A 23,189-nucleotide genomic window follows, 5' to 3' on the forward strand; every position below is an offset into this window, starting at 1 on the left:
GGGTCCGGCGGAACCACCCGGCCGGCGGTGCGTCGCATACTGGACGGATGCTGCACGCGGAAATCGAGATCAGCTCCTTCCTCAAGGCGCGCCGCGCCGCGCTCGACCCGGCCGACCTCGGCCTGCCCGGCGGGGTCGGCCGCCGGCGGGTGCGCGGACTGCGGCGCGAGGAGGTCGCCCAGCTCGCCGGCATCAGCGTCGACTACTACACCCGGATCGAGCAGGGCCGTGCGCAGGCCATCTCCGACTCCGTCCTGGACGCCATCGCGCGGGCGCTGCGGCTGTCCGGCGGCGAGGTGACGTATCTGCGCAATGTCGCGGCGCCCCGCCGGCGCACGGCGGACTGCTGCGCGGGCCCCGTCGGCCAGACCGTACGGCCCGAGGTCCGCCAGCTCCTGGACGCCATGGACACCACCGTCCCGGCCATGGTGATCGGCCGCGGCCTGGACATCCTCGCCTTCAACACCCTCGGCGGCCGGGTCGCCTTCGACCTGGAGGAGCTCGCGCCGGACCGCCGCAACAGCGCCCTGCTGGTCTTCCTCCACCCCGAGGCGCGCGCCCTGCATCCGGACTGGGAGGCCAAGGCCGTCGAGGTGGTCGGCAACCTGCGCGCCGACAGCGGCCGGCACCCCGACGACGTGCGGATCTGCGAGGTCGTCAACGAGCTGCTGGCGCACAGCGCGGAGTTCCGGCGGATCTGGGAGTCGCAGTCGGTGCGCGAGTGCCTGCGCGGCACCAAGCGCATCCTGCACCCGGAGGTCGGCGAGCTCGACGTGACCTTCGAGAGCTTCCGGCTGAGCACCGACGAGGACCAGTCGCTGGTGACGTACACGGCCGCGCGGGGGTCGCAGACCGAGCGGCGGCTGCGGGAACTGGGAGCGCGGCCGGCCGCGACTCCGGCACGGGTCGAAGCGGCCTCGGCGGGGGCGGCCTGAGCCGGGGCCGGGGCGGGACCGGGGAGGCGTGAGCCTCGGTCGGAGGCCCGGGAGGACCGGGGCGGCCTGAGCGGCGGTTCGGCTTCCGCCTCCGCTACCCGCGCGGAGCCAGCGCCTCCCAGCGCACCGTGACCTCGCCCTGGCGCCGCCGCCGCGGGTCGCCGGCCAGCGGCCAGTCCGCCGCCAGGGCCGCCACGGCGGAGAGCCACCGCTGGCGCGCGCCCAGGGCGCCCAGCGGGGCGGCGCTCGCCCAGGCGCGGTCGAAGTCCCGCAGGAAGGCGTGCACCGGCTCGCCCGGCACATTCCGGTGGATCAGCGCCTTGGGGAGGCGTTCTGCCAGGTCGGAGGGGGTGTCAAGGGAGCCGAGCCGGGTGGCGAAGGTGACCGTGCGGGGCCCCTCGGGACCCAGCGCCACCCACACGTGCCGCCGCCCGATCTCATCGCAGGTGCCCTCCACCAGCAGCCCGCCGGGCGCCAGTCGGGCGCACAGCCGCCGCCAGACCGCGGCCACCTCGTCCTCGTCGTACTGCCGCAGCACGTTCGCCGCCCGGATCAGCACCGGCGCCCGCCCCCGGGCGCCCGGCAGCGGCACCTCGAAGCCGCCGTGGACGAAGTCCAGCCCCGGCCGCTCGTACGGCCGGGCGGCCTCGACCCGCGCCGGTTCGATCTCGACGCCGACGACCCGGGCGTCCGGCCGGACCGTGCGCAGCCGGCCCAGCAGCTCCACCGCGGTCCAGGGCGCGGCGCCGTAGCCGAGGTCGACCGCGACCGGGTCGGCGCTGCGGCGCAGCTCGGCGCCGTGCTCGGCGGCTATCCAGCGGTCCATGCGGCGCAGCCGGTTGGGGTTGGTGGTCCCACGGGTGACGTTTCCGACGGGCCGCGCAGGGGCGGGCGCCGCCGCGGCGGCGGAGAAGGAGGGCGGCGAGGGGCGGCGGGCCATGGCTTCGAGAGTATGGGGTGCCCGGCGAACCGCTGAATTCGGCCACGTTCTATGGTCACGCTTTGGCAAAGTACGCAGACCGGGCGCCGGACGGGAAGGGATGGCCGGGGTCCGTTGTTGCACCGGGGCGGAGGCGTGCCACCCGCCCCTGCCTAGGAGGTAGCCCGACGTGAGCCAATACGTGTCCCGGCTCCGCAGCCGACCGCACGGCCCGTTCCCGGGCCAGGGACGACTGCGTCTGCCCGGCGGGCCCCGCCGGCCCCGCCGCGTGGCCATGCTCAGCGTCCACACCTCGCCGCTGCACCAGCCCGGCACCGGCGACGCCGGCGGCATGAACGTCTACATCGTCGAGCTGGCCAGGAAGCTCGCCTCGATCAACATCGAGGTGGAGATCTTCACCCGCGCCACCACCGGCACCCTCCCGCCCACCGTCGAGCTCGCCCCCGGCGTCCTCGTACGGCATGTGGACGCCGGCCCGTACGAGGGCCTGGCCAAGGAGGACCTGCCCGCCCAGCTGTGCGCCTTCACCCACGGCGTGATGCAGGCCTGGGCCGGCCAGCGCCCCGGCCACTACGACCTGGTCCACTCGCACTACTGGCTCTCCGGCCACGTCGGCTGGCTGGCCGCCGAGCGCTGGGGCGTCCCGCTGGTGCACGCCATGCACACCATGGCCAAGGTCAAGAACGCCGCGCTGGCCGTCGGCGACACCCCCGAGCCGGCCGCCCGGGTGATCGGCGAGACACAGATCGTCCGGGCCGCGGACCGCCTGATAGCCAACACCGCCGAGGAGGCGGACGAGCTGGTGCGGCACTACGACGCCGAGCGCGGCAAGGTCGCCGTCGTCCACCCCGGCGTCAATCTCGACCGCTTCCGGCCCGACGGCGGCCAGGTCGCCGGCAGCAGGGCCGCCGCCCGCGCCCGCCTGGGCCTGCCCCAGGACGCGGTCATCCCGCTGTTCGCCGGGCGAATACAGCCGCTGAAGGCCCCCGACATCCTGCTGCGCGCGACCGCCGCGCTGCTGGCCGAGGACCCCTCGCTGCGCTCCCGCCTGGTCGTGCCCGTCGTCGGCGGGCCCAGCGGCAGCGGCCTGGCCAAGCCCGAGGGCCTGCAGAAGCTGGCCGCCCGGCTGGGCATCGCGGATCTGGTGCAGTTCCGTCCCCCGGTCGGCCAGGAGCAGCTCGCCGACTGGTACCGCGCCGCATCCGTCCTGGTCATGCCCTCCTACAGCGAGTCCTTCGGACTGGTCGCGATCGAGGCCCAGGCCTGCGGCACCCCCGTCGTCGCGGCCGCGGTCGGCGGCCTCCCGGTGGCCGTACGCGACGGCGTCAGCGGCTTCCTCGTCGCCGGCCACGACCCCGCCGACTACGCCCGCGCCCTGCGCCGTTTCGTCGACGACCCCGCCCTGGCCACCCGCATGGGCACCGACGCCGCCCGGCACGCCCAGTCCTTCGGCTGGGACACCGCCGCCGCGGCGACCGGCGAGGTCTACACCGCGGCGATGCAGGAGAGGCGGCGTCACCTACGATCGGCGCATGGCTGACCGCGCACGGCAGGCGCGGGACGTGGGATCGGTGCGACATGCGCAACAGACGGGACGGGTGCGGCAGGTGGGATCGGTGCAACAGGCGCAACAGGCACGACAAGTGATCGAGGCGGCTCTCGCGGACGCCGGCCTCGAATGGGAATCCCCCTCCGACGGCAGCTACGTCGTCAAGCTCCCCGGCACCCGCAAGCTCTCCACGACCTGTTCCCTCATCGTCGGCCGGCACTCGCTGTCCATCAACGCCTTCGTCGTCCGCCACCCCGACGAGAACCACGAGGCCGTGCACCGCTGGCTGCTCGAACGCAACACCCGCCTCTACGGCGTGAGTTACGCGATCGACCGGCTCGGCGACATCTACCTGGTGGGCAAGCTCCCGCTCGCCGCCGTCACCCCCGACGAACTCGACCGCATCCTCGGCACGGTCCTGGAGAACGCCGACGGCAGCTTCAACACCCTCCTGGAGATGGGCTTCGCCACCGCCATCCGCAAGGAGTACGCCTGGCGGGTCGCCCGCGGCGAGTCCACCCGCAACCTGGAGGCGTTCGCGCATCTGACGCGCGAGAACACCACCGAGGCTTCTGAGGCCACCGAGGCCACCGAGGCCTGAGCCTCCCGGGCGGCCCTGTTGCAGAAACGGCAACAAGGTTTGCCCGCCGAGCACCGCCGGGCGCATGGTCGGCGCCAGGAGGTGCTCCACCATGGAAGACGTACTGGATGTACTGATCGTCGGGGGCGGCGCCGGCGGGCTGAACGCCGCGCTGATGCTGTCCCGGACCCGCCGCCGTGTGCTGGTGATCGACTCCGGCGACCCACGGAACGCGCCCGCCCGGGAGGTGCACGGATTCGTCTCCCGGGACGGCACACCGCCGGCGGAACTGCTGGCCGCCGGCCGGGCGGAGGTCGAGCGGTACGGCGGACGGGTCGTGGCGGGCGAGGTGCGCGCCCTGCGCAGGACCCACGGCCGCCCCGACCGCCAAGGCAGCCCCGGCCGCCTCGCCTTCGAGGCCGAACTGGCCGACCGCACGGTGCTCGCCCGCCGGGTGATCGTGGCGACCGGCCTGCGCGACGAGCTCCCCGACATCCCGGGCCTGCGCGAGCGCTGGGCGCGCGAGGTGCTGCACTGCCCGTACTGCCACGGCTGGGAGGTCTGCGATCAGCCGCTGGGTGTGCTCGCGGTGGCCGGCCGGGAGGCGGCGGCGGTGCATCAGGCGCTGCTGGTGCGGCAGTTGTCGGACGACGTGGTCTGCTTCGCCGAGGCCCTCGCCGACACCGACCGCGCCCGGCTGACCGCCCGCGGCATACGGATCGTGGACGGCGCGGTCGGCGGCCTGGTCGTTGAAGACGACGCACTGCGCGGCGTACGGCTGGCGGAGGGCACCGTCGTGGCGAGGTCCGCGCTCTTCGTGCCCACCCGGCCGGTACCCCGCGACGAGCTGCTCACCGGCCTGGGCTGCGCACGCGACGAGGACGGCCGGGTCCGTACCGACCCCAGCGGGCTGACCAGCGTGCCCGGCGTCTGGGCGGCCGGCAACGCGGTCGACCTCGGCGCCCATGTGGTCACCGCGGCCGCCGGCGGCGCCAAGGCGGCACTCGCGGTGAACATGGACCTCATCGAGGAAGACCTGGCCGAACACGAACTGGCGGATCACGAGCGACTGGAGCAGGTGCGATGACCCACGACGACCACGGCCACGGCGACCACGGCCACCCGAGCCACGACGACCACGGCCACACAAGCCACGCCGGCCACGGCAGCCACAGCAGCCACCACACCCACGACAATGACGACTTCGACTGGGCCGCGATGGCCGACCTGCTGGAGCTCGAAGGCGAGACCCACAGCCCCTACGTCCGGCAGGCCCTCGCCGAACTGGCGCAGCCGACTCCGCGCCGGATCCTGGACATCGGCAGCGGCCCGGGCGTCGCGGCCTGCCGACTGGCGGCGGTCTTCCCCGACGCCGAGGTCACGGCGGTGGACGGCGCTCCGGAGCTGCTGGCCCGCGCCGAACAGCGCGCCGAGCGGCTCGGCGTCCGGCTGCGGACCCAGGTGGCCGAGTTCCCCGCGGGGCTCGCCGACCTGGGCCCGGCGGACCTGGTGTGGTCCGGGCAGGCCGTCCACCACGTAGGAGACCAGCAGGGCGTACTGAACCAGCTGGCCGGACTGCTCGAACCCGGCGGTGTACTGGCCGTCGTCGAGGGCGGCCTGCCACCCCGCTGGCTCCCCCGCGACCTCGGCTTCGGACGCTGCGGGCTGCAGGAACGGCTCGATGTCGCGATGGCGGAACGCTTCGGCCGGATGCGGGCCGAGCTGCCCGGTTCGGTGGCGGTGGTCGAGGACTGGCCCGGCATGCTGCGAGCCGCCGGACTCACCGACGCCCGCAGCCGCACCTTCCTCATCGACCACCCCGCACCGCTGGCCGAGGGGCCACGGCGGTTCGTACGAGGGTCCCTGGAGCGGTGCCGCCAGGTGCTCGCCGACCTCCTGGACACCGAGGACCTGTCGACCCTCGACCGCCTCCTCGACCCGTCCGACCCGGCGAGCGTCGACCACCGCACGGACCTGTTCCTCCTGACCGCGAAGACCGTCCACTTCGGCACGGCGCCGGGGGCCTGAGCACGGCGCGTACGGGGGCGGGCCGACCGGCACCGACCAGGCCGACCGGCCGACCGGGCCGACCAGGCCAGCCGGGCCAACTGAGCCGACCGGACCGACCCGGCGACCCGGTCAGCCCGCCCCGCACCGCCCGCGCAGCTCCGCGATCCGCACCGCGTCCATCAGCGCCGCACACAGCTGCTCCGCCAGAAACTGCAACTGCCGTGCGTCCACCGCCGGATCGCCGATCATCGCCCGCGCGTGCGCCAACAGCCCGACGCACATGCCGAGCTGCAACGCCTCGACGCTGTCGGCGTACTGGGCGACGTAGCTGTCGTTCCGGTCCGTGAGTAAGTAGCTGGGCTTGCCGTCCGGATCGGTGGAGGGGAGCAGCCGGGGGGTGGGGGGCGTCGTCATGGCTCTCTGCCTTCTGCTCGCGTGGGCCGTCGCCTTCGACGGCGCCGGCAACGCTAGGCAGGGCTTGGCGCGTCCGACAGTGACGCTCTGTGCCACTTTCCCCGGCGGCTGGGACGCCGTGTCCTACCCGTCGAGGTCCAGCCGGTCGACCAGTTCCGTCAGGGGGGACGTGCGCCGACGTTCACGGTTGCGGAGGTCGGCCACGAGGCGGCGGCTCGTGGAGTGGTAGCGCATCCACTCCGGTGCGGTGCGCTCGGCGGTGAGCAGCGCCTGTACCGCGCCGTCGTCCTTGTGGAGGTCGGCGAAGGCCAGGGCGCGGTCCACGTGGAACCGCGCGCGCCAGGTCGGCGGAAGGGTGTGCAGTTCGGGGACGGTACGCGCGGCGCGCAGGGCCTCGGCGCCCGCCGCCATCTCCACCAGGAAGTTGACCTTCGCCACGCCCACGTTCGTCGGACCGAACGGCGTCGCGTAGTCGAGGCGGTCGGTGCCGATGCGGGCGGCTGCCGCGCCGGCCATCGCCAGCAGCTCCCGTACGGTGTCCTTCCGGTCCAGCCGGACCGCGGCCGTCGCCGCGCGCAACAACAGGATTCCCCACAGCGCGAGTTCGACCGGCGCGGACCGGAATCCGGGCTCGATCCGGTCGGCGGTACGGAGCGCGACACGTTCGGCGTCGGCCAGTCTCCCCTGCTTGGTGAGCACCCAGGCGAGACTGGAGAAGCCGACGGTCTCCAGATGGGGGTCGTCCCCCCTCGCCGCCGCGTCCCTGGCACGTTCGAGGGCGGTGAACGCGGCGTCCTCCTTGCCCAGGGCCGTCAGCGTCGTCGCCGCGACCTGGTAGGCCTCGGCCAGGACCGAGTGGGCCGCGGCCGCCTCGCTCCCGGAGGAGGCGCGGGCCACGGCCTTCGCATCCCTGATCAACTGCGGTAGCAGCGCACCGATCTCCGCCATCCGCCCCTCGCGCCGGATGCGTTCGGTCGACCGCAGGGACGCCTGTAACGCCGCGATACCCGGCGGATCCTCGGGGTCCGGATCGTCACCGAGCAGATCGGACACCGGCGAGATCGCCCGACGCAGTGCGAGGACGGACGGCTGCTCGCCCTCGCTGCGTACTTCGAAGGTGTTGGGCTGCCCGACGAGCACGGACGTCTCCACGTCCAGAGCCCTGGCCAGCGCGTTGAGCGTGGTCAGCCGAGCCGTCCGGCGCACGCCTTGTTCGAGCTTGCGGACGATGTCGACACACAGGCCCGCCCGCTCGGCGAGGCCTTCCTGCGTCAGCTTCCGGCGTGCGCGCAGCCGGGCGATGCGCTCACCGATGCCGGGTTCCTCGTGGTTCCACTCCATGGCCACCCCCGCGAGAAGGACGTATCGACCACGCTACGCCCGCCACACCACCGTCTCGCCCGCCGCCGGGCAACCGCCTGCTCCGCATACGTCGCACGCCGCTCCGCGATCCCACCCCCCCATGGGGTCCACAGAGAATTTGGCCTCGTTGGCACCAGAGGGGCATGGCCTCTGACCTGCAGATTTATGAGGTATAGCCAGGGAGTGGCGCCAGTGACACCGTACCTGGCGCCATGAATGGCTCGTTATGGCGCCATGTGTGTGCCATGATGGTGTCACGCAAGCGGGGGTGGTCAACCACCGCCGCGAAGACCAGGAATCGAAGCAGAATCAAAGGAGCACGCCACCATGTCCGTCACCCTGACCGTCCAGGACAAGAACACCCTCCGGACCGCCGCGTACGGCGCCGTCTCGTTGCTGGCCGCCGCCGACGCCGCCGGCTCGCCCCACAAGGTCGCCACCCACGGCTCCATCGCCCTGGCCTCCGCGACCGGTTCGGTCGGCTACGTGCTCGCCGAGAAGTCGAAGATCGAGAAGCTGAACGGCAAGTCCGTGGCCGAGATCGCCGACCACGTGCTGCCGGCCCTGACGGCGGCGATAGACCTGCTCAAGAAGCAGGACCCGGCGGAGGCCGACAACTTCCGCAGCACCGTCACCGTCGCCATCGAGGCGGCCACCCGGGCCCACAAGGGCGAGCCCGGTCCCGCCATGGCCGACATGGCCCGCAAGATCACCGGAGCTCTCGACGGCGAGATCGCCTGACGCGGCGCGAGGACGGACGGCTGCTCGCCCGCGCCCTCGCACCGCCTGTCACGCCACCGTCTCGCCCGCTGCCGGGGCAACCGCCCCTTCCGCGCCCGCCCCGCGCGGCGACCTCGCGACCGGCTCCGCCGCGGGCGGCAGGCTCCGCAGCAGCAGTCCGTAGCCGAGTGCCGCCACCGTGCCGACGGCCGCGCAGCCCGCCCATAGGACATCCGCGCCGTAGTGGTCGATGACCGTGCCGCCGAGCAGAGGGGCCGTCAGGGAGGCGATGGACCACGACAGGGCGTACATGCCCTGGTAGCGGCCGCGGCCGTGGAGGGGGGAGAGGCGTACCACCAGGCCCATCTGGGTGGGGGAGTTGATGATCTCGCCGAGGGTCCAGACGGCCACGGCGAGCGCGTACATGGCGACGGAGCCCGCCAGCGCGGTCAGTCCGAAGCCGTAGCCGGTCAGCAGTGCCGAGCCGATGAGCAGCATCGCGGGGCTGCGGTGCTCGATGAAGCGGGTCACGGGGATCTGCAGCAGCACGATCAGGACGCCGTTGACCGCGATGACCGTGCCGAAGTCGGCGCTGGAGAAGCCGTTCTGACCCATCGACACCGGCATGGAGACGTACGCCTGCTGGAAGAGCATCGCCAGCAGCAGGTTGAGGCCGACGACGGTCATGAAGCGGCCGTCGCGCAGCACGGTCAGCATGGAGACGGGGGCGGGGGAGGAGGTGGCGGTGTCCTGGGGGTCGGCCGGCGCGGTCGTGGCGGGGCGGGATTCCGGCAGCTTGACGAAGACGACGACGGCGCAGGCGAGTACGAGGCCGGACTCGCCCAGGAAGAGGGCCAGGTAGCCGTGTTCGGCGATGAGTCCGGCGGCGGTGGAGGAGATCGCGAAGCCGAGGTTGATCGCCCAGTAGTTGAGGGAGAAGGCGCGGACGCGGTCCTCGGGGGCGACGATGTCGGCCATCATCGCCTGGACGGCGGGGCGGGAGGCGTTGGTCGCCATGCCGACCACGGCCGCCACCGCCGCGATGGCGACGGGGTCCTCCATGAAGCCGAGCAGCGCCACCGATGCCGCCGTGGACAGCTGGGCGATCAGCATGGTGGGGCGGCGGCCGAGGCGGTCGGTCAGCACGCCGGCGCCGATGGACGAGACCACGCCGCCCAGGCCGTAGAGCGCGCCGACCAGGCCGGCGTAGGAGGCGGAGTAGCCGCGCTCGACGGTCAGATAGAGCGCCAGGAACGTCGCGACGAACGCGCCCAGACGGTTGATCAGGGTGCTGGTCCACAGCCACCAGAACTGGCGGGGGAGACCCGAGACGCTCTCCACGGCGGCGCGCCTCAGTCTGCTGATGGATGCGGACATGACAGTTCCCCCTGATGGTGCGGCGCACGGTGGTGCGCGGGCGCGTGCGAGGCCTGTCCGGTGGATGTGGGTAAGTGGCGCAGGCGACGTTCGCAACCTACATACGGGTCGGCTCCCGTCGCCACTCAATTGACGGGAACCGTCAAACCTCGCCGGGAAGCCCAGGTCGTGGACCCGCGCAAGGCCATATCCGGAATTGGATTACGCTCGACGGCATGGCCGACGCACCGTACAAGCTGATCCTCCTCCGTCACGGCGAGAGCGAGTGGAACGCGAAGAACCTGTTCACCGGCTGGGTGGACGTCAACCTCAACGAGAAGGGCGAGAAGGAGGCGGTCCGCGGCGGAGAGCTGCTCAAGGACGCCGGCCTGCTCCCCGACGTAGTGCACACCTCCCTCCAGAAGCGCGCCATCCGCACCGCGCAGCTGGCCCTGGAGTCCGCCGACCGGCACTGGATCCCGGTCCACCGCACCTGGCGGCTGAACGAGCGCCACTACGGCGCGCTGCAGGGCAAGGACAAGGCGCAGACGCTGGCCGAGTTCGGCGAGGAGCAGTTCATGCTCTGGCGCCGCTCGTACGACACCCCGCCGCCCGCCCTTGAGGACGGCTCCGAGTTCTCCCAGAGCGACGACCCGCGCTACGCCGGCATCCCCAGCGAGCTGCGCCCGCGCACGGAGTGCCTCAAGGACGTCGTCACGCGGATGCTGCCCTACTGGTACGACGGCATCGTCCCGGACCTCCTCGCGGGCCACACGGTGCTGGTCGCCGCCCACGGCAACAGCCTGCGCGCCCTGGTCAAGCACCTCGACGGCATCTCCGACGCGGACATCGCCGGCCTGAACATCCCCACCGGCATCCCGCTCTCCTACGAGCTCGACGCCGACTTCCGCCCGGTCACCCCCGGCGGCACCTACCTCGACCCGGAGGCCGCCAAGGCCGCCATCGAGGCCGTGAAGAACCAGGGCAAGAAGAAGTAAGAATCGCGATCACGCCCCTCACCTGCGTATGTGCCGCAGATGAGGGGCCGTCGCCGTTCTCGGGCCGTCTGTGGGCCGTCAGCGCGGGTGATCTTCTGGCCTGAGCCCTTTTCTGCCCTTGGTCAGTGCGTGCGGGTACCCCAACCAACTGACTTAGGACCCCGCCGGGCGGCGCATGTACGGTCCGTACGGTCTGTTACACGATCCCGTAGACCAGAGACCCGTGGGAGCCCGAAACGGCCTTACCCTTCTTGCCGTTGAAGGCCTGGAGCGTGAACCGCTGTCCGTTGTGGAGCTTGGGCTTGTACGTCTGGCACTGGCCGTTGCCCTTGGTCATGTCGTAGCCGAAGAAGTTGCCGTCGTCCTCGATCGTCACCATGACGCTGAGGCCGTCAGCGGCGTTGTCGCACACCTTGAGCGTGTTGGTGGAGCTGTTGAACACAGCGCTCCCCTTGTTCATGTAGTGGGGGTGCGCGGTGTACGAGGCCGCGTGCGCGGGCGAGGTCGCGAGCACGGTGGCTGCCGCGGCGAAGGCAACGGCCCCCAGCGTCCGGGCGTAACGCATGTTTCCTCTTTCTTCAGGTGAGTCGTACAAGATCGCGACGCTACCAGCATGATCATCCGCATGGAGTAGGGAGACGGGCTGCGGACCGCGTCAGGCCGGAGCCGGCCGGCCGCTGACGGCCCACGGGCAGCGAGAAGGGCCCGCCACCAGGTGGAAAGTGCAGGTGGCGGGCCCTCAGGCGTGGATTGCTTCTTCTTGCCCTGGGGCGGAGGCCGAGTGATAGCGACCGCCGGCGGTGCCCGAACTCCCTGTGCGGCCGGATCAAGCCCCCTGCCCGCGGATTTCCCGCAGGCGGGGGCTTGTCGCTGTGGTGGCGGCCGCGCGACGGGCTTCGCGCGGGCCGGGCCTCAGACCCGCGCTCCCCGTACGTGCCGGGGCTCGACGACCAGCCCGTAGACGACCAGCAGCGACATCACCATGACGAAGATCGGCCAGTACGGGAACGTCGACAGGAACGTCAGCTGGCCGACCAGGCAGGCGGAGGCCGGCACGATGCCGGTGATCCGCGCGGCCCGTACGCCCGGCAGCACGCCCAGACTGGCCAGGATCTGCGCGATCCCGACGATGATCCACACCCACCCCCAGGCGGCGAAGTTGAAGACCAGCAGGCGGTTCCCGTGGTTGGCGGTCGTCGCGTAGTAGCCGTGGTCCAGCAGTGCCACGAAGCCGTTGAGGATGTCGAACAGGCCGCTGAGCATCAGCAGGATGCCGGCGAAGACCACCCAGTGCGAGCGTTCGGCGGGCGGTACGGGCGGGCTGTCCGAAGGAGGGGAATTCGGCTGCATGAGTCCCATCTCGCCGGGCGCGGCACGGCGGCGCAACGGGGGGAAGGCGGGCCATTGGGGCGAGAACCTGGACGTACGGAGGCAGCATGGAAGTGCAGGAACTGTGGGGGAACCGGGCGCGGGGGCTGCGGGAGGGGACGGGAGCCCTGCCCGGCACCGTCTGCGAGCGGAAGGATGACTCAGATGCCCAAGTTCATGGACGTCCATCACGGCATGACGGGCCTCACGCCCGAGAAGTTCAACGAGGCACACCAGGCCGACCTCGCCATACAGAGCGAGGAGGGCGTGACCTTCGAGCGCGCCTGGGCCGACACCGAGTCCGGCGACGTCTTCTGCCTGTCGGACGCGCCCTCGGCGGGCGCGGTGCAGCGCATACACGAGCGCGCCGGCCACAAAGCGGACGAGATCCATCCGCTGACACTCAGCCTGTGACCCGGCGGTGCGGCAGGGGCCGCCCCAAATAGGGGCCCCGGTCCTCGGACACGGCAGCGGCCCCGACCGGCTGATCAGCCGACCGGGGCCGCGATGGCACTGTGCCGTGGGCGGTCGGTGCCGCTAGCAGCCCCCGCCGCACTGGCACGGTCCGCCCGACTGGCAGCCGCAACTGCACCCGGGGCCGCACGAGCAGGACATCTGGGCGGGTTGCGGGTGCTCGACGGGGGTGTGGGAGTGCGCAATGGATGCCATGCATTGCCTCCTAGGGGTCGTCTGGTGCCCGGTGGGGCACCGTCGCCCATTGCAAGCCCGGCCGGCACGGCGCGTCAACGGCGCGTGGAGGCACACGTCAATGGCGCTCGGTCGCTCAGGGGGCGGACGCACGCCGCCGGCCCGCCCCCTTGGACGACGCCCTCCCGGCTACGCGCCGTCCACCGACGCCGGCGGGGCGATCTCGTCGGCGTGCTCACCGGTCACGAGGTAGACGACCCGCTTGGCCACGGAGACCGCGTGGTCGGCGAAGCGCTCGTAGTAGCGGCCCAGCAGGGTCACGTCCACGGCCGTCTCGATGCCGTGCTTCCAGCGGTCGTCCATCAGGTGCTGGAAGAGCGTGCGGTGCAGCATGTCCATCGCGTCGTCGTCCTGCTCCAGCTGGAGCGCGAGATCGACGTCCTTGGTGATGATGACCTCGGCGGCCTTCGCCATCAGCCGCTGCGCCAGCTGCCCCATCTCCAGGATGGTGGCGTGCAGATCGCGCGGTACGGCCGTCTCCGGGAAGCGCAGCCGGGCCAGCTTGGCCACGTGCTGGGCCAGGTCGCCGGAGCGCTCCAGGTCGGCGCTCATCCGCAGCGAGGTGACGACGATCCGCAGGTCCGTGGCGACCGGCTGCTGCCGCGCCAGCAGGGCGATCGCCCGGGCCTCCAGATCGCGCTGCAGGTCGTCGACCTTCTCGTCGGCGGCGATGACGTGCTCGGCCAGCTTGAGGTCCGCGTCGAGTATCGCCGTGGTGGCGCGCCCGATCGCGGAGCCGACGAGCCGGGCCATCTCGACCAGGCCCTCGCCGATCGAATCCAGCTCCTCGTGGTACGCGTCCCGCATCTGTGACCTTCTCTCGCGTCGAGTGGTGGTGTGGCGTGTGTGGGGGGTGGGACGGGGTGCAGGGTTGACCTGCGCCCACGGTCTCACGGTCCGTTCCCGTGCGGCCCGTGTCCGAAAAAGGGCGGTGCTCCACGGAGCCGGTGCTCCGCAGTGCCGGTGCTCCGGTGGAGCCCTGGCCCCACGGCCGCTTTGAGTCGATCCGTCACCCGCACCCTCACCCTGCGGCCGGATCGCGACCTGCGGTGCCACCCGGGGTGAACCGGTGCCGACGTGAAGGTGAACTCTGGGCGACGCCGCCACTGCCCCGAGGCCGCCGGTGCTGTTCACCCGACCGCGCGCCGACGCGACGGGGCGCTCGCGCCGGTACCCCAGGGGCGTCCGCCGGCCCGCCGGCCGCCCCGTACCGGCCTCCGGAGTGAACCCGTACGAACGCCACGGTGAACTCTGGGCGACGGCTGTTCGTGCAGCGGCTCGCGAGGCTGGGGCGGTGTCCGACCCGGCACATACTCTGGACTCATGAACGTGGATGCGGCCGTCGCCGCAGTGGCAGCGATCGCCGGACTGTGCACCGGCGTCTTCGCCATGCTGGCGTTCCGCTGGAGCGAGCGCGACCAGGCCAAACCCACCCGTACCTCCCTGCACACCGACGCCGTGCTGCCGCCCGGCGTCGACACCGTGCTGTCGGTGCTGCGCTCCTCGGCAGTGGTCCTCGACGAGGCCGACGCCGTCGTCAAGGCCAGCTCGGCCGCGTACGCCCTCGGCCTGGTCCGCGGCGGCAAGCTCGCCGTCGAGCCGATGCTCCAGATGGCCCGCGACACCCGCAGGGACGGCGAGATACGCCAGGTCGAGCTGGATCTGCCGCGCCGCGGCACCGGCCGCGGCGAGGCCCTCGCGGTCTCGGCCAGAGTCGCCCCGCTCGGCTCCCGGCTCGTCCTGCTGCTCGTCGAGGACCTGACGGAGGCCCGCCGCATAGAGGCCGTCCGCCGTGACTTCGTCGCCAACGTCAGCCATGAGCTCAAGACCCCCGCCGGCGCGCTGTCGCTGCTCTCCGAGGCTGTGATGGACGCCAGCGACGACCCCGAGGCCGTCACCCGCTTCGCCGGCCGGATGCAGAACGAGGCCACCCGCCTGACCAACCTCGTCCAGGAGCTCATCGACCTCTCCCGGGTCCAGAACGACGACCCGCTGGAGGACGCCGAGCCGGTCCGGGTCGACGAGCTGGTCGCCGAGGCGATCGACCGCTGCCGCCAGCAGGCCGGCGCGAAGCAGATCACCATGGCCGTCGGCGGCACCGCCGAGCTGCACGTCTGGGGAAATCGCGGCCAGCTCGCGGCGGCCCTGGGCAACCTCGTCGAGAACGCCGTCAACTACTCCCCGGCGCGCACCCGCGTCGGGATCGCCGGGCGCCGGGTCTCCGCGCCCGGTGGGGACCTGATCGAGATCGCGGTGACCGACCAGGGCATCGGGATATCGGAAAAGGACCGGGACCGCGTCTTCGAGCGGTTCTACCGCGTGGACCCGGCGCGCTCGCGCGCCACCGGCGGGACCGGCCTCGGCCTCGCCATCGTCAAGCATGTGGCCGCCTCGCACGGCGGGGAGGTCACGGTCTGGAGCGCTGAGGGACAGGGCTCCACCTTCACCCTGCGTCTCCCGGAAGCCGGAGCCGTCCGCGACCGCGAACGGCCCGCCGACCTCTCCGCGGAGGGCCTCGACGACGAGGACCGCCCGTACGAGACCTTCAACGATCCGCTCCCTGCTCACCCAGCCCCGGAGGTCCTTCCGTGACCCGAGTGCTCGTCGTCGAGGACGAGGAATCGTTCAGCGACGCACTGTCGTACATGCTTCGCAAGGAGGGTTTCGAGGTCGCCATCGCGGCAACGGGCCCTGACGGACTCGACGAGTTCGAGCGCAACGGCGCCGACCTCGTGCTGCTGGACCTGATGCTGCCGGGCCTGCCCGGCACCGAGGTCTGCCGCCAGCTGCGCGGCCGCTCCAACGTCCCGGTCATCATGGTGACCGCCAAGGACAGCGAGATCGACAAGGTCGTCGGCCTGGAAATAGGAGCCGACGACTACGTCACCAAGCCCTTCTCCTCCCGTGAGCTGGTGGCCCGCATCCGCGCGGTGCTCCGCCGCCGCGGCGAGCCGGAGGAGGTCACCCCGCAGGCCCTGGAGGCCGGCCCGGTCCGGATGGACGTGGACCGCCATGTCGTCACGGTCTCCGGCGGCAAGGTCGACCTGCCCCTGAAGGAGTTCGACCTCCTGGAGATGCTGCTGCGCAACGCGGGCCGGGTGCTGACCCGCATGCAGCTCATCGACCGGGTCTGGGGCGCCGACTACGTCGGTGACACCAAGACCCTGGACGTGCACGTCAAGCGGCTGCGCGCCAAGATCGAGCCCGACCCGGGCGCGCCGCGCTACCTCGTCACGGTCCGCGGCCTGGGCTACAAGTTCGAGCCGTAGGCCGTAGGCCGAAGGTCGCCGGCCGACCGGCCGCATACGCCAGGGGCGCCCCTCCGGATCGGACGGGCGCCCCTGACGTATGACGAGCGGGTCAGTGACCGCTGTGCGACGAGCCCGCGGGCTTGGTGGTGCCGGTCGGCGAGGCCGTGGAGGTGGGCGTGCCGGACTCGGACGGCTTGCCCGACTGCGAGGGCTTGCCGCCCGGGGTGGCCGAGCCCGACGGCTGCGGCACCTGGGACGGCCCGTAGCCCTCGAAGTAGCTCTTCGCCGGGACGACGAAGGCGGTGATCTTCACCTTGCCGGTGGAGCTGAAGTCGAACGTCAGGTTCTGGACGTTTCCGTCCTGGACGGCCTCCCGGCCGCTCGCCAGGACGGCCGAGGCGTTGTCCGCCCCGCCGATCACGACCGAGCCGCCGGCCGGCACGGTGATCGAGCCCGAGCCGCCGCCGGCCGGCGTCAGCTTGGCCGACTGGCCGGTGCCGTCGACGGCGATCCCGGTCAGCTTCTGGTCCTTGGAGCCGTTGTTGAACAGCGTCGCGGTCACCACGGCCGGGCCCTTGGCGTCCAGCTCGGGCTGGGTGATGACGGAGGCGTTCTGGATCTTGATGTCGCCGGCGGAGGTCGCGGCGTTGTCCGGCTTGACCTGCAGCGTCTGGGCGTCGTTCCCGGCCCCGCACGCGGACAGCGTGGCGATCGAGAGCGAAAGGACGGTGGCGGCGAGGACGCCGCGTCGAAGGCTGCGGCTCACGGCGGCGGCATCTCCTTGACGAGCTACGGCGGCCGAACGTTCGTGCCCGGTCGCGGATGGACGGCTGGGGCGGCGCCGCGTAGGCGTCGGGTACGACGCGTACGTAAAGCCGCCCTAAGGGTGTGTCAGCGCCGCTAGGTTACCGAGCCGTCCTCGCGCCGCCGCACCCGACCCGCCCCCAGCGCGATCACGGGCCCCTCGCCGCCGTCCGCGCACGGTCCGCCGGCCCGCGGCCCCGGGCCCCGCCGCGCGATAGCCGGACGGAAAGCCGGCCGCGGTTCAAGATCTTCCGAGTTCGCCGGGAACGCTCCCGGAGATCATCCGGGGAACGGCGCCGGGGGAACTCCGCCGGAGTATGGACGGGGGAACAGGGAGGAGATATTCGGCGGGCGGCCGTTCGAGTGGGCACGCGCACGTTTCCCCGGCCGGTTTCCCAGGTGAAAAGAAGTATTCGAAGGGAATGTGAAGGCCTCGCGGAATTGATCACACTCTTCACCGGTCGGAAGGTGATCAATTCGAGAATCGACCCCTTGGGGTACCTGGGCGGCCGAACGGAGTAGCGGAACTCGCTCATGTGGATCCGTGCAAAACGGGACGTTCAGCCCGTCGATCTTGGTGTTCCCGGTGCGTGGCGAGCGCGTTTCCGCTTGCCCGCGAAGCACCTCCGACCTGCGAATACCTGCGTCGAAGGGCCCCTCGCAGCACGTTCCGGTCTCTGTTGTCAAGCCCCGAGATATGCCCTGACCTGCGAAAACGCCATTCAGAACGGCCCGTTCCCGTGTTAGCATGGATAGCCACGGAAGGGGTACCTGTCACATGACGTTCAAGGTTGGCGACACCGTGGTCTATCCCCATCACGGGGCCGCGCTGATCGAGGCCATCGAAACTCGCCAGATCAAAGGCGTGGACAAGACCTACTTGGTGCTGAAGGTCGCCCAGGGCGACTTGACTGTTCGTGTGCCAGCGGACAATGCGGAGTTCGTCGGCGTACGCGACGTGGTTGGCCAGGACGGGCTGGACCGGGTCTTCGAGGTGCTTCGCGCACCGTATGCCGAAGAGCCGACGAACTGGTCCCGTCGCTACAAGGCAAATCTCGAGAAGCTCGCTTCCGGCGATGTGATCAAGGTCGCCGAAGTAGTGCGCGACCTGTGGCGGCGTGAGCGCGAGCGCGGCCTCTCCGCCGGTGAGAAGAGGATGCTCGCAAAGGCCCGCCAGATTCTGGTGAGCGAACTCGCCCTCGCCGAGAACACCAACGAGGACAAGGCCGAGGCCCTGCTCGACGAGGTTCTCGCGTCCTGAGGCCGTAAGGCGCTCGTCCGACGCAATGAATGACGACATACGCAGCGACGACACCCACCAGTGACGACACGCAGTGATGACGTAGCGATGCCGCGGTGCCCGAGTGACGACCGTTTCCCATGGGGAGCGGTCTGTTGCCGGGCGCTGCGGCATATCTGCCTCTGAGGCGGCGATCGGCCGGGGTCGGCGAGACCGACGACCCGCTGGGGGCCGAGCCACTGTGGCGTCCCGGGCACCTGCCCCGACCGATGTCACGGAAGGGTCCGGTCAAGGCGTCGCACCCGGCACTCCCCACGCTCTGCGAGCAAGGGGCACGCCCAGGCCATACCCACCTCGCCCGAGGAAACAAACCTGTCTGCGCCAATTCCGGGCTCGCCCCGGACTCCGGAGCCATCGATGTCAGATCCCTCCCGCCCGATCCGCACCGCCGCGGTGATCCCCGCCGCCGGCCGCGGCGTCCGGCTCGGTCCCGGCACCCCCAAGGCGCTGCGGACGCTGGGCGGCACGCCCATGCTGGTGCACGCCGTCCGCGCGATGGCCGCCTCCCGCGCCGTCTCGCTGATCGTCGTGGTCGCCCCGCCCGACGGCGCCACCGAGGTCGACCGTCTGCTGCACGAGTACCCGCTCGCCGACCGCACCGACCTGGTGGTCGTTCCCGGCGGCCGGACCCGCCAGGAGTCCGTACGGCTGGGTCTGGCGGCGCTGCCGCAGGACATCGACGTGGTCCTGGTGCACGACGCCGCCCGCCCGCTGGTTCCGGTCGACACCGTCGACGCGGTGATCGCGGCGGTCCGCGCCGGTGCGCCGGCCGTCGTGCCCGCGCTGCCGCTCGCCGACACCGTCAAGCAGATCGACCCACGGCCCCAGGGCACCCCCGAGCCGGTCGTCGGCACCCCGGAGCGGGCGCTGCTGCGCGCCGTGCAGACCCCGCAGGGCTTCGACCCGGCGACCCTGCTCAAGGCGCACGACACCGTCGTCGAGGGCGAGGGCGCCACCGACGACGCCGGGCTGGTCGAGCGGCTCGGTGCACCCGTCGTGGTCGTCCCCGGCCACGAGGAGGCGTTCAAGGTGACCCGGCCGCTGGACCTGGTCCTGGCCGAGGCCGTACTCGCCCGTAGGAGGGCCACCGATGGCTATGTCTGAGCCGATTTCCGAGCCGGCCCCCGCCGGCATCCCCCTCGTCGGCATCGGCACCGACGTGCACGCCTTCGAGCGGGGCCGCGAGCTGTGGTGCGCCGGGCTGCTGTGGGAGGGCGAGGAGTACGGTCTGGCCGGCCACAGCGACGGCGACGTGGCCGCGCACGCCGCCTGCGACGCGCTCTTCTCGGCGGCCGGCGTCGGCGACCTGGGCGCGCACTTCGGCACCGACCGCCCCGAGTGGTCCGGCGCCTCCGGGGTGACGCTGCTGGCCGAGGCCGCGCGGATCGTCCGGGCCGAGGGCTACGCGATCGGCAATGTCGCGGTGCAGGTCATCGGCGTACGCCCGAAGGTCGGCAAGCGGCGCGACGAGGCGCAGAAGGCGCTGTCGGCGGCCGTCGGCGCACCGGTGTCGGTCTCCGGGACGACCTCGGACGGGCTGGGTCTGACCGGCCGCGCCGAGGGGCTGGCGGCGGTCGCCACCGCGATCGTCTTCCGTACGGCCTGAGCGCGTACGCCCCCGGCGCCGAGCCGCGCGGCCCGCACCGGCGGGCACGGCGCCCGGCGTTTCCCCACCCGTATGGCGCGGGAATGCCGGGCGTGGCACGGGTGTTGGTTGAGGGAGGATCGCGGTACTCGTGCCCCCGCCGACGGCCCGCAGGAAGGACCCCTCGTGACCGCCACCCTGTCCGACGAACTCCGCATGCTCCTCGACTCGCCCGTGTTCGTGACCCTGGCGACGATCCAGCCCGACGGCAGTCCGCAGGTCTCGCCGGTGTGGGTGAAGCGGGACGGCGACGATCTGCTGATCTCGACGACGGCCGGCCGCCGTAAGGAGGCCAACATCCGCCGCGACCCGCGCGTCTCGGTCGTCTTCCAGCCCTTCGACGCCCCCTACACCTACGCGGAGATCCGCGGCACCGCCACCCTCACCACCGAGGGCGGCCCGGAGCTGATCGACGAGCTGTCCCGGAAGTACACCGGCAAGGACTACGCGGACTTCAACCCGGCTGCGGCCGACGACGCCCCGCGGGTGGTCGTCCGGATCACCCCGCACAAGGTGGTCGGCAGTATCTGACGGAACCGCCATCCGGGCAGTGGGATCCGGCAAATCGGACGGTTTTGGCGGATCCGCGTCCCCGTGGCCGATGCGTCGCGGGGCACTGCCCGGTTCCGACTACCCTGGTTCCGTGACGATTCGCCTGTACGACACCAGCGCCCGGCAGATTCGCGACTTCACCCCGCTCACGCCGGGCTGTGTCTCGATCTACCTCTGTGGTGCGACCGTGCAGGCCGCCCCGCACATCGGGCATATCAGGTCGGGACTGAACTTCGACATCATGCGCCGCTGGTTCGAGTACCGCGGCTACGACGTGACGTTCGTGCGCAACGTCACCGATATCGACGACAAGATCATCGCGAAGTCGGAGGAGCAGGGCCGCCCCTGGTGGTCGATCGGCTACGAGAACGAGGTCGCCTTCAACACGGCGTACGACTCCCTCGGCTGCCTGCGCCCGACCTGCGAACCGCGCGCCACCGGCCACATCCCCGAGATGATCGAGATGATGCGCGGCCTGATCGAGCGCGGCCACGCCTACGCCGCCGACGGCAACGTCTACTTCGACGTCCGGTCCTTCCCCGGCTATCTCCAGCTGTCCAACCAGGAGTTGGACAACCTGCGCCAGCCGTCCGGCGAGGGCGAGACCGGCAAGCGGGACCCGCGCGACTTCGCCATGTGGAAGGCCGCCAAGGAGGGCGAGCCCAGCTGGGAGACCCCCTGGGGCCGCGGCCGCCCCGGCTGGCACCTGGAGTGCTCGGCGATGGCCCACAAGTACCTGGGCTCCGCCTTCGACATCCACGGCGGCGGCGTCGACCTGGTCTTCCCGCACCACGAGAACGAGATCGCCCAGGCCAAGGCCTTCGGCGACGACTTCGCCGCGTACTGGGCGCACAACGCCTGGGTGACCATGAGCGGCGAGAAGATGTCCAAGTCGCTGGGCAACTCCGTGCTCGTCTCCGAGATGGTCCGGCGCTGGCGCCCGATCGTCCTGCGCTACTACCTGGGCACCCCGCACTACCGCTCGATGATCGAGTACAGCGAGGACGCGCTGCGCGAGGCCGAGTCCGCGTTCGCGCGGATCGAGGGCTTCGTCCAGCGCGTCGTCGAGAAGGCCGGCGTCGTCGAGCCCGCGCCCGAGGTGCCGCTCGCCTTCGCCGAGGCGATGGACGACGATCTGGGCGTCCCGCAGGCCCTGGCGATCGTGCACACCACCGTCCGGCAGGGCAACGCCGCGCTGACCGCCGACGACAAGGAGTCCGCGGTGGCCCGGCTGGCCGAGCTGCGGGCGATGCTCGGCGTACTGGGCCTGGACCCGCTCGACGAGCGCTGGGCCGGCGGCGGCACGGACCGCGGCGAGGACCTGCACGGCGTCGTGGACTCCCTCGTACGCCTCGTCCTCGAACAGCGCCAGGCCGCCCGCTCCCGCAAGGACTACGCCACCGCGGACGCCATCCGCGACCAGCTCCAGCAGTCGGGACTGTCGATCGAGGACACCCCGTCGGGCCCGCGCTGGTCGCTGTCCTGACCCCCGTCGCGCCCGTGGGCGGCCACCCGGATTCGCCCTTCCCGGTGGCCGCGGGCGACACTCATTCCATACGTACGTACCCACTCCACGTCGCGAGACGTCGAGAGCAGTGAAGAAACAGGTGACCCATGGCCGGCAACAGCCAGCGCAGGAACCGCCGCACGTCCAACAAGAAGGGCGCGCAGGTCGGCAGCGGCGGCAAGCGGCGCCGGGGCCTGGAGGGCAAGGGCCCCACCCCGCCCGCCTCCGCGCGTAAGGGACACGTCAAGAACCGGGTCGCCAACGCCCAGGCGAAGCAGGCCGCGGCGCGCCGCCCGGCCCCGCGGCGCGGTGGCGCCAAGGGCACCGCGGAGCTGGTCGTCGGCCGCAACCCGGTCGTCGAGGCGCTGCGCGAGGGCGTGCCCGCCACGACCCTGTACGTCCAGCAGTTCATCGACAGCGACGAGCGGGTGCGCGAGGCGATCCAGCTCGCCACCGAGCGCGGGCTGAACCTCATGGAGGCGCCCCGCCCCGAGCTGGACCGCATGACCAACGGCCTCAACCACCAGGGCCTGGTCGCGCAGATCCCCCCGTACGAGTACGCCCACCCCGAGGACCTGGCGGCCGCCGCCTTCGACGCCGGCGAGGACCCGCTGATCGTCGCCCTGGACGGGGTCACCGACCCGCGCAACCTGGGCGCCGTCGTCCGCTCCGTCTCCGCCTTCGGCGGCCACGGCGTGGTCGTGCCCGAGCGCCGCGCCGCCGGAATGACGGCCGGCGCCTGGAAGACCTCGGCGGGCACCGCGGCCCGTACGCCGGTCGCCCGCGCCACCAACCTCACCCGCGCCCTGGAGTCGTACCAGAAGGCCGGTCTGACGGTCGTCGGCCTGGCCGCCGACGGCGAGCTGGAGCTGCAGGACGTCGAGGCGCTGGACGGCCCGGTCGTCATCGTCGTCGGCAGCGAGGGCAAGGGCCTGTCGCGGCTGGTCGGCGAGACCTGCGATCTGCGCGTACGGATCCCGATGCCGGGCGGCGCGGAGTCGCTGAACGCCGGTGTCGCGGCCGGTGTCGTGCTGTGGGAGGCGGCGCGGCGGCGCGCCTGAGCGGCGGTGCCCCGGGGCGGCCGGTACGGGTGCGCCGCACCCGCGCCGCACCTCGGGGCAAAACCTGACCCTCCGTACGCACTGCCCGTATCCCGTGATCTTTTGACGGGTCTCGGACAGATCGGCCCG

24 protein-coding genes are annotated in these 23,189 nt (G+C 71.9%); 16 read left to right on the forward strand and 8 right to left on the reverse strand.

Going from position 1 to position 23,189, the window contains the following annotated elements:
* The first annotated feature begins 47 nt into the window (after positions 1–47).
* Positions 48–935, forward strand: a complete 888-nt coding sequence (locus tag WAB15_RS24365; protein WP_407287538.1) for a helix-turn-helix domain-containing protein — start codon at positions 48–50, stop codon at positions 933–935.
* Between the two features lie 94 nt (positions 936–1,029).
* On the opposite strand, the gene WAB15_RS24370 is transcribed toward WAB15_RS24365, so the two are convergent.
* Entirely contained in the window at positions 1,030–1,875 is an 846-nt protein-coding gene (locus WAB15_RS24370) for a class I SAM-dependent methyltransferase (protein WP_407287539.1), read from the reverse strand.
* A 169-nt stretch (positions 1,876–2,044) separates the two neighbouring features.
* On the opposite strand from WAB15_RS24370, the gene mshA reads away from it, so the two are divergent.
* From mshA to WAB15_RS24390, 4 genes are all read left to right on the forward strand, one after another.
* Positions 2,045–3,415 (forward strand): D-inositol-3-phosphate glycosyltransferase, encoded by a 1,371-nt coding sequence (gene mshA, locus WAB15_RS24375; protein WP_407287540.1) that lies wholly within the window; start codon positions 2,045–2,047, stop codon positions 3,413–3,415.
* Positions 3,408–4,025 (forward strand): YbjN domain-containing protein, encoded by a 618-nt coding sequence (locus WAB15_RS24380; protein WP_407287541.1) that lies wholly within the window; start codon positions 3,408–3,410, stop codon positions 4,023–4,025. The genes mshA and WAB15_RS24380 overlap by 8 nt, the downstream gene beginning before the upstream one ends.
* A gap of 91 nt (positions 4,026–4,116) precedes the next feature.
* Positions 4,117–5,091 carry an NAD(P)/FAD-dependent oxidoreductase gene (locus WAB15_RS24385; RefSeq protein WP_407287542.1) on the forward strand — a complete coding sequence of 325 codons (975 nt, stop codon included), beginning with the start codon at positions 4,117–4,119 and terminating at the stop codon, positions 5,089–5,091.
* Positions 5,088–6,032: a class I SAM-dependent methyltransferase gene (locus tag WAB15_RS24390; protein ID WP_407287543.1), complete on the forward strand. Its 945-nt coding sequence runs from the start codon at positions 5,088–5,090 to the stop codon at positions 6,030–6,032. Before WAB15_RS24385 ends, WAB15_RS24390 begins: the two co-directional genes overlap by 4 nt.
* A 111-nt stretch (positions 6,033–6,143) precedes the next feature.
* Here WAB15_RS24390 and WAB15_RS24395 read toward each other — a convergent pair whose 3' ends face one another.
* Together WAB15_RS24395 and WAB15_RS24400 are read right to left on the reverse strand one after the other, a co-directional pair.
* Positions 6,144–6,428, reverse strand: coding sequence for a hypothetical protein (locus tag WAB15_RS24395; RefSeq protein WP_407287544.1), 285 nt, complete (start codon positions 6,426–6,428; stop codon positions 6,144–6,146).
* A gap of 123 nt (positions 6,429–6,551) precedes the next feature.
* The gene (locus WAB15_RS24400; protein WP_407287545.1) at positions 6,552–7,769 is read right to left on the reverse strand and encodes a helix-turn-helix domain-containing protein; all 1,218 of its coding nucleotides are present in this window, start codon (positions 7,767–7,769) and stop codon (positions 6,552–6,554) included.
* Between the two features lie 348 nt (positions 7,770–8,117).
* On the opposite strand from WAB15_RS24400, the gene WAB15_RS24405 reads away from it, so the two are divergent.
* Positions 8,118–8,531: a hypothetical protein gene (locus tag WAB15_RS24405; protein ID WP_399148665.1), complete on the forward strand. Its 414-nt coding sequence runs from the start codon at positions 8,118–8,120 to the stop codon at positions 8,529–8,531.
* A 48-nt stretch (positions 8,532–8,579) separates the two neighbouring features.
* On the opposite strand, the gene WAB15_RS24410 is transcribed toward WAB15_RS24405, so the two are convergent.
* Entirely contained in the window at positions 8,580–9,887 is a 1,308-nt protein-coding gene (locus WAB15_RS24410) for an MDR family MFS transporter (RefSeq protein ID WP_407287546.1), read from the reverse strand.
* A gap of 215 nt (positions 9,888–10,102) precedes the next feature.
* Here WAB15_RS24410 and WAB15_RS24415 point away from each other — a divergent pair, with 215 nt between their 5' ends.
* Entirely contained in the window at positions 10,103–10,864 is a 762-nt protein-coding gene (locus tag WAB15_RS24415) for a phosphoglyceromutase (protein ID WP_399148663.1), read from the forward strand.
* Between the two features lie 196 nt (positions 10,865–11,060).
* Here WAB15_RS24415 and WAB15_RS24420 read toward each other — a convergent pair whose 3' ends face one another.
* Together WAB15_RS24420 and WAB15_RS24425 are read right to left on the reverse strand one after the other, a co-directional pair.
* Positions 11,061–11,429 (reverse strand): hypothetical protein, encoded by a 369-nt coding sequence (locus tag WAB15_RS24420; RefSeq protein ID WP_399148662.1) that lies wholly within the window; start codon positions 11,427–11,429, stop codon positions 11,061–11,063.
* Between the two features lie 347 nt (positions 11,430–11,776).
* Positions 11,777–12,214 carry a hypothetical protein gene (locus WAB15_RS24425; RefSeq protein WP_407287547.1) on the reverse strand — a complete coding sequence of 146 codons (438 nt, stop codon included), beginning with the start codon at positions 12,212–12,214 and terminating at the stop codon, positions 11,777–11,779.
* 183 nt (positions 12,215–12,397) lie between these two features.
* Between WAB15_RS24425 and WAB15_RS24430 the strand changes: the two genes are divergently transcribed.
* Positions 12,398–12,646, forward strand: a complete 249-nt coding sequence (locus tag WAB15_RS24430) for an SCO4226 family nickel-binding protein (RefSeq protein ID WP_399148660.1) — start codon at positions 12,398–12,400, stop codon at positions 12,644–12,646.
* 423 nt (positions 12,647–13,069) lie between these two features.
* Here the strand turns inward: WAB15_RS24430 and phoU are convergent, their stop codons facing one another.
* Complete coding sequence (gene phoU / locus WAB15_RS24435; RefSeq protein ID WP_399148659.1) at positions 13,070–13,747, reverse strand: phosphate signaling complex protein PhoU; 678 nt, start codon at positions 13,745–13,747, stop codon at positions 13,070–13,072.
* Between the two features lie 516 nt (positions 13,748–14,263).
* Between phoU and WAB15_RS24440 the strand changes: the two genes are divergently transcribed.
* Together WAB15_RS24440 and WAB15_RS24445 are read left to right on the forward strand one after the other, a co-directional pair.
* Positions 14,264–15,532: a sensor histidine kinase gene (locus WAB15_RS24440; protein ID WP_399148658.1), complete on the forward strand. Its 1,269-nt coding sequence runs from the start codon at positions 14,264–14,266 to the stop codon at positions 15,530–15,532.
* Entirely contained in the window at positions 15,529–16,209 is a 681-nt protein-coding gene (locus WAB15_RS24445; RefSeq protein ID WP_006603892.1) for a response regulator transcription factor, read from the forward strand. Before WAB15_RS24440 ends, WAB15_RS24445 begins: the two co-directional genes overlap by 4 nt.
* A gap of 91 nt (positions 16,210–16,300) precedes the next feature.
* Here the strand turns inward: WAB15_RS24445 and WAB15_RS24450 are convergent, their stop codons facing one another.
* The gene (locus WAB15_RS24450) at positions 16,301–16,957 is read right to left on the reverse strand and encodes a DUF461 domain-containing protein (RefSeq protein ID WP_407287548.1); all 657 of its coding nucleotides are present in this window, start codon (positions 16,955–16,957) and stop codon (positions 16,301–16,303) included.
* 816 nt (positions 16,958–17,773) lie between these two features.
* Between WAB15_RS24450 and WAB15_RS24455 the strand changes: the two genes are divergently transcribed.
* The 6 genes from WAB15_RS24455 (at position 17,774) to rlmB (ending at position 23,060) form a co-directional block, all read left to right on the forward strand.
* Complete coding sequence (locus tag WAB15_RS24455; RefSeq protein ID WP_003953493.1) at positions 17,774–18,256, forward strand: CarD family transcriptional regulator; 483 nt, start codon at positions 17,774–17,776, stop codon at positions 18,254–18,256.
* A gap of 396 nt (positions 18,257–18,652) precedes the next feature.
* Positions 18,653–19,399: a 2-C-methyl-D-erythritol 4-phosphate cytidylyltransferase gene (ispD, locus tag WAB15_RS24460; RefSeq protein WP_399148656.1), complete on the forward strand. Its 747-nt coding sequence runs from the start codon at positions 18,653–18,655 to the stop codon at positions 19,397–19,399.
* Positions 19,392–19,901, forward strand: a complete 510-nt coding sequence (gene ispF, locus WAB15_RS24465; RefSeq protein WP_399148655.1) for a 2-C-methyl-D-erythritol 2,4-cyclodiphosphate synthase — start codon at positions 19,392–19,394, stop codon at positions 19,899–19,901. The genes ispD and ispF overlap by 8 nt, the downstream gene beginning before the upstream one ends.
* A gap of 165 nt (positions 19,902–20,066) precedes the next feature.
* Positions 20,067–20,471: a PPOX class F420-dependent oxidoreductase gene (locus tag WAB15_RS24470; RefSeq protein ID WP_407287549.1), complete on the forward strand. Its 405-nt coding sequence runs from the start codon at positions 20,067–20,069 to the stop codon at positions 20,469–20,471.
* 112 nt (positions 20,472–20,583) lie between these two features.
* Complete coding sequence (cysS, locus tag WAB15_RS24475) at positions 20,584–21,978, forward strand: cysteine--tRNA ligase (RefSeq protein WP_407287550.1); 1,395 nt, start codon at positions 20,584–20,586, stop codon at positions 21,976–21,978.
* 128 nt (positions 21,979–22,106) lie between these two features.
* The gene (gene rlmB, locus WAB15_RS24480) at positions 22,107–23,060 is read left to right on the forward strand and encodes a 23S rRNA (guanosine(2251)-2'-O)-methyltransferase RlmB (protein ID WP_399148652.1); all 954 of its coding nucleotides are present in this window, start codon (positions 22,107–22,109) and stop codon (positions 23,058–23,060) included.
* The last annotated feature ends 129 nt before the right edge of the window (positions 23,061–23,189 follow it).

The organism is Streptomyces sirii, assembly GCF_045690365.1.
Classification (GTDB): Bacteria; Actinomycetota; Actinomycetes; order Streptomycetales; family Streptomycetaceae; genus Streptomyces; species Streptomyces sirii.

Excerpts from the sequence above, each read along its gene's own strand:
- WAB15_RS24395 (WP_407287544.1), bottom strand. The coding sequence starts at position 6,428 with ATGACGACGCCCCCCACCCCCCGGCTGCTCCCCTCCACCGATCCGGAC.
- phoU (WP_399148659.1), bottom strand. The coding sequence starts at position 13,747 with ATGCGGGACGCGTACCACGAGGAGCTGGATTCGATCGGCGAGGGCCTG.
- WAB15_RS24390 (WP_407287543.1), top strand. The coding sequence starts at position 5,088 with ATGACCCACGACGACCACGGCCACGGCGACCACGGCCACCCGAGCCAC.
- WAB15_RS24420 (WP_399148662.1), bottom strand. The coding sequence starts at position 11,429 with ATGCGTTACGCCCGGACGCTGGGGGCCGTTGCCTTCGCCGCGGCAGCC.
- WAB15_RS24385 (WP_407287542.1), top strand. The coding sequence starts at position 4,117 with ATGGAAGACGTACTGGATGTACTGATCGTCGGGGGCGGCGCCGGCGGG.
- WAB15_RS24365 (WP_407287538.1), top strand. The coding sequence starts at position 48 with ATGCTGCACGCGGAAATCGAGATCAGCTCCTTCCTCAAGGCGCGCCGC.
- WAB15_RS24410 (WP_407287546.1), bottom strand. The coding sequence starts at position 9,887 with ATGTCCGCATCCATCAGCAGACTGAGGCGCGCCGCCGTGGAGAGCGTC.
- rlmB (WP_399148652.1), top strand. The coding sequence starts at position 22,107 with ATGGCCGGCAACAGCCAGCGCAGGAACCGCCGCACGTCCAACAAGAAG.
- WAB15_RS24380 (WP_407287541.1), top strand. The coding sequence starts at position 3,408 with ATGGCTGACCGCGCACGGCAGGCGCGGGACGTGGGATCGGTGCGACAT.
- WAB15_RS24425 (WP_407287547.1), bottom strand. The coding sequence starts at position 12,214 with ATGCAGCCGAATTCCCCTCCTTCGGACAGCCCGCCCGTACCGCCCGCC.
- ispF (WP_399148655.1), top strand. The coding sequence starts at position 19,392 with ATGTCTGAGCCGATTTCCGAGCCGGCCCCCGCCGGCATCCCCCTCGTC.
- WAB15_RS24415 (WP_399148663.1), top strand. The coding sequence starts at position 10,103 with ATGGCCGACGCACCGTACAAGCTGATCCTCCTCCGTCACGGCGAGAGC.
- WAB15_RS24370 (WP_407287539.1), bottom strand. The coding sequence starts at position 1,875 with ATGGCCCGCCGCCCCTCGCCGCCCTCCTTCTCCGCCGCCGCGGCGGCG.
- WAB15_RS24400 (WP_407287545.1), bottom strand. The coding sequence starts at position 7,769 with ATGGAGTGGAACCACGAGGAACCCGGCATCGGTGAGCGCATCGCCCGG.
- WAB15_RS24440 (WP_399148658.1), top strand. The coding sequence starts at position 14,264 with ATGAACGTGGATGCGGCCGTCGCCGCAGTGGCAGCGATCGCCGGACTG.
- WAB15_RS24455 (WP_003953493.1), top strand. The coding sequence starts at position 17,774 with ATGACGTTCAAGGTTGGCGACACCGTGGTCTATCCCCATCACGGGGCC.
- WAB15_RS24430 (WP_399148660.1), top strand. The coding sequence starts at position 12,398 with ATGCCCAAGTTCATGGACGTCCATCACGGCATGACGGGCCTCACGCCC.
- WAB15_RS24405 (WP_399148665.1), top strand. The coding sequence starts at position 8,118 with ATGTCCGTCACCCTGACCGTCCAGGACAAGAACACCCTCCGGACCGCC.
- ispD (WP_399148656.1), top strand. The coding sequence starts at position 18,653 with ATGTCAGATCCCTCCCGCCCGATCCGCACCGCCGCGGTGATCCCCGCC.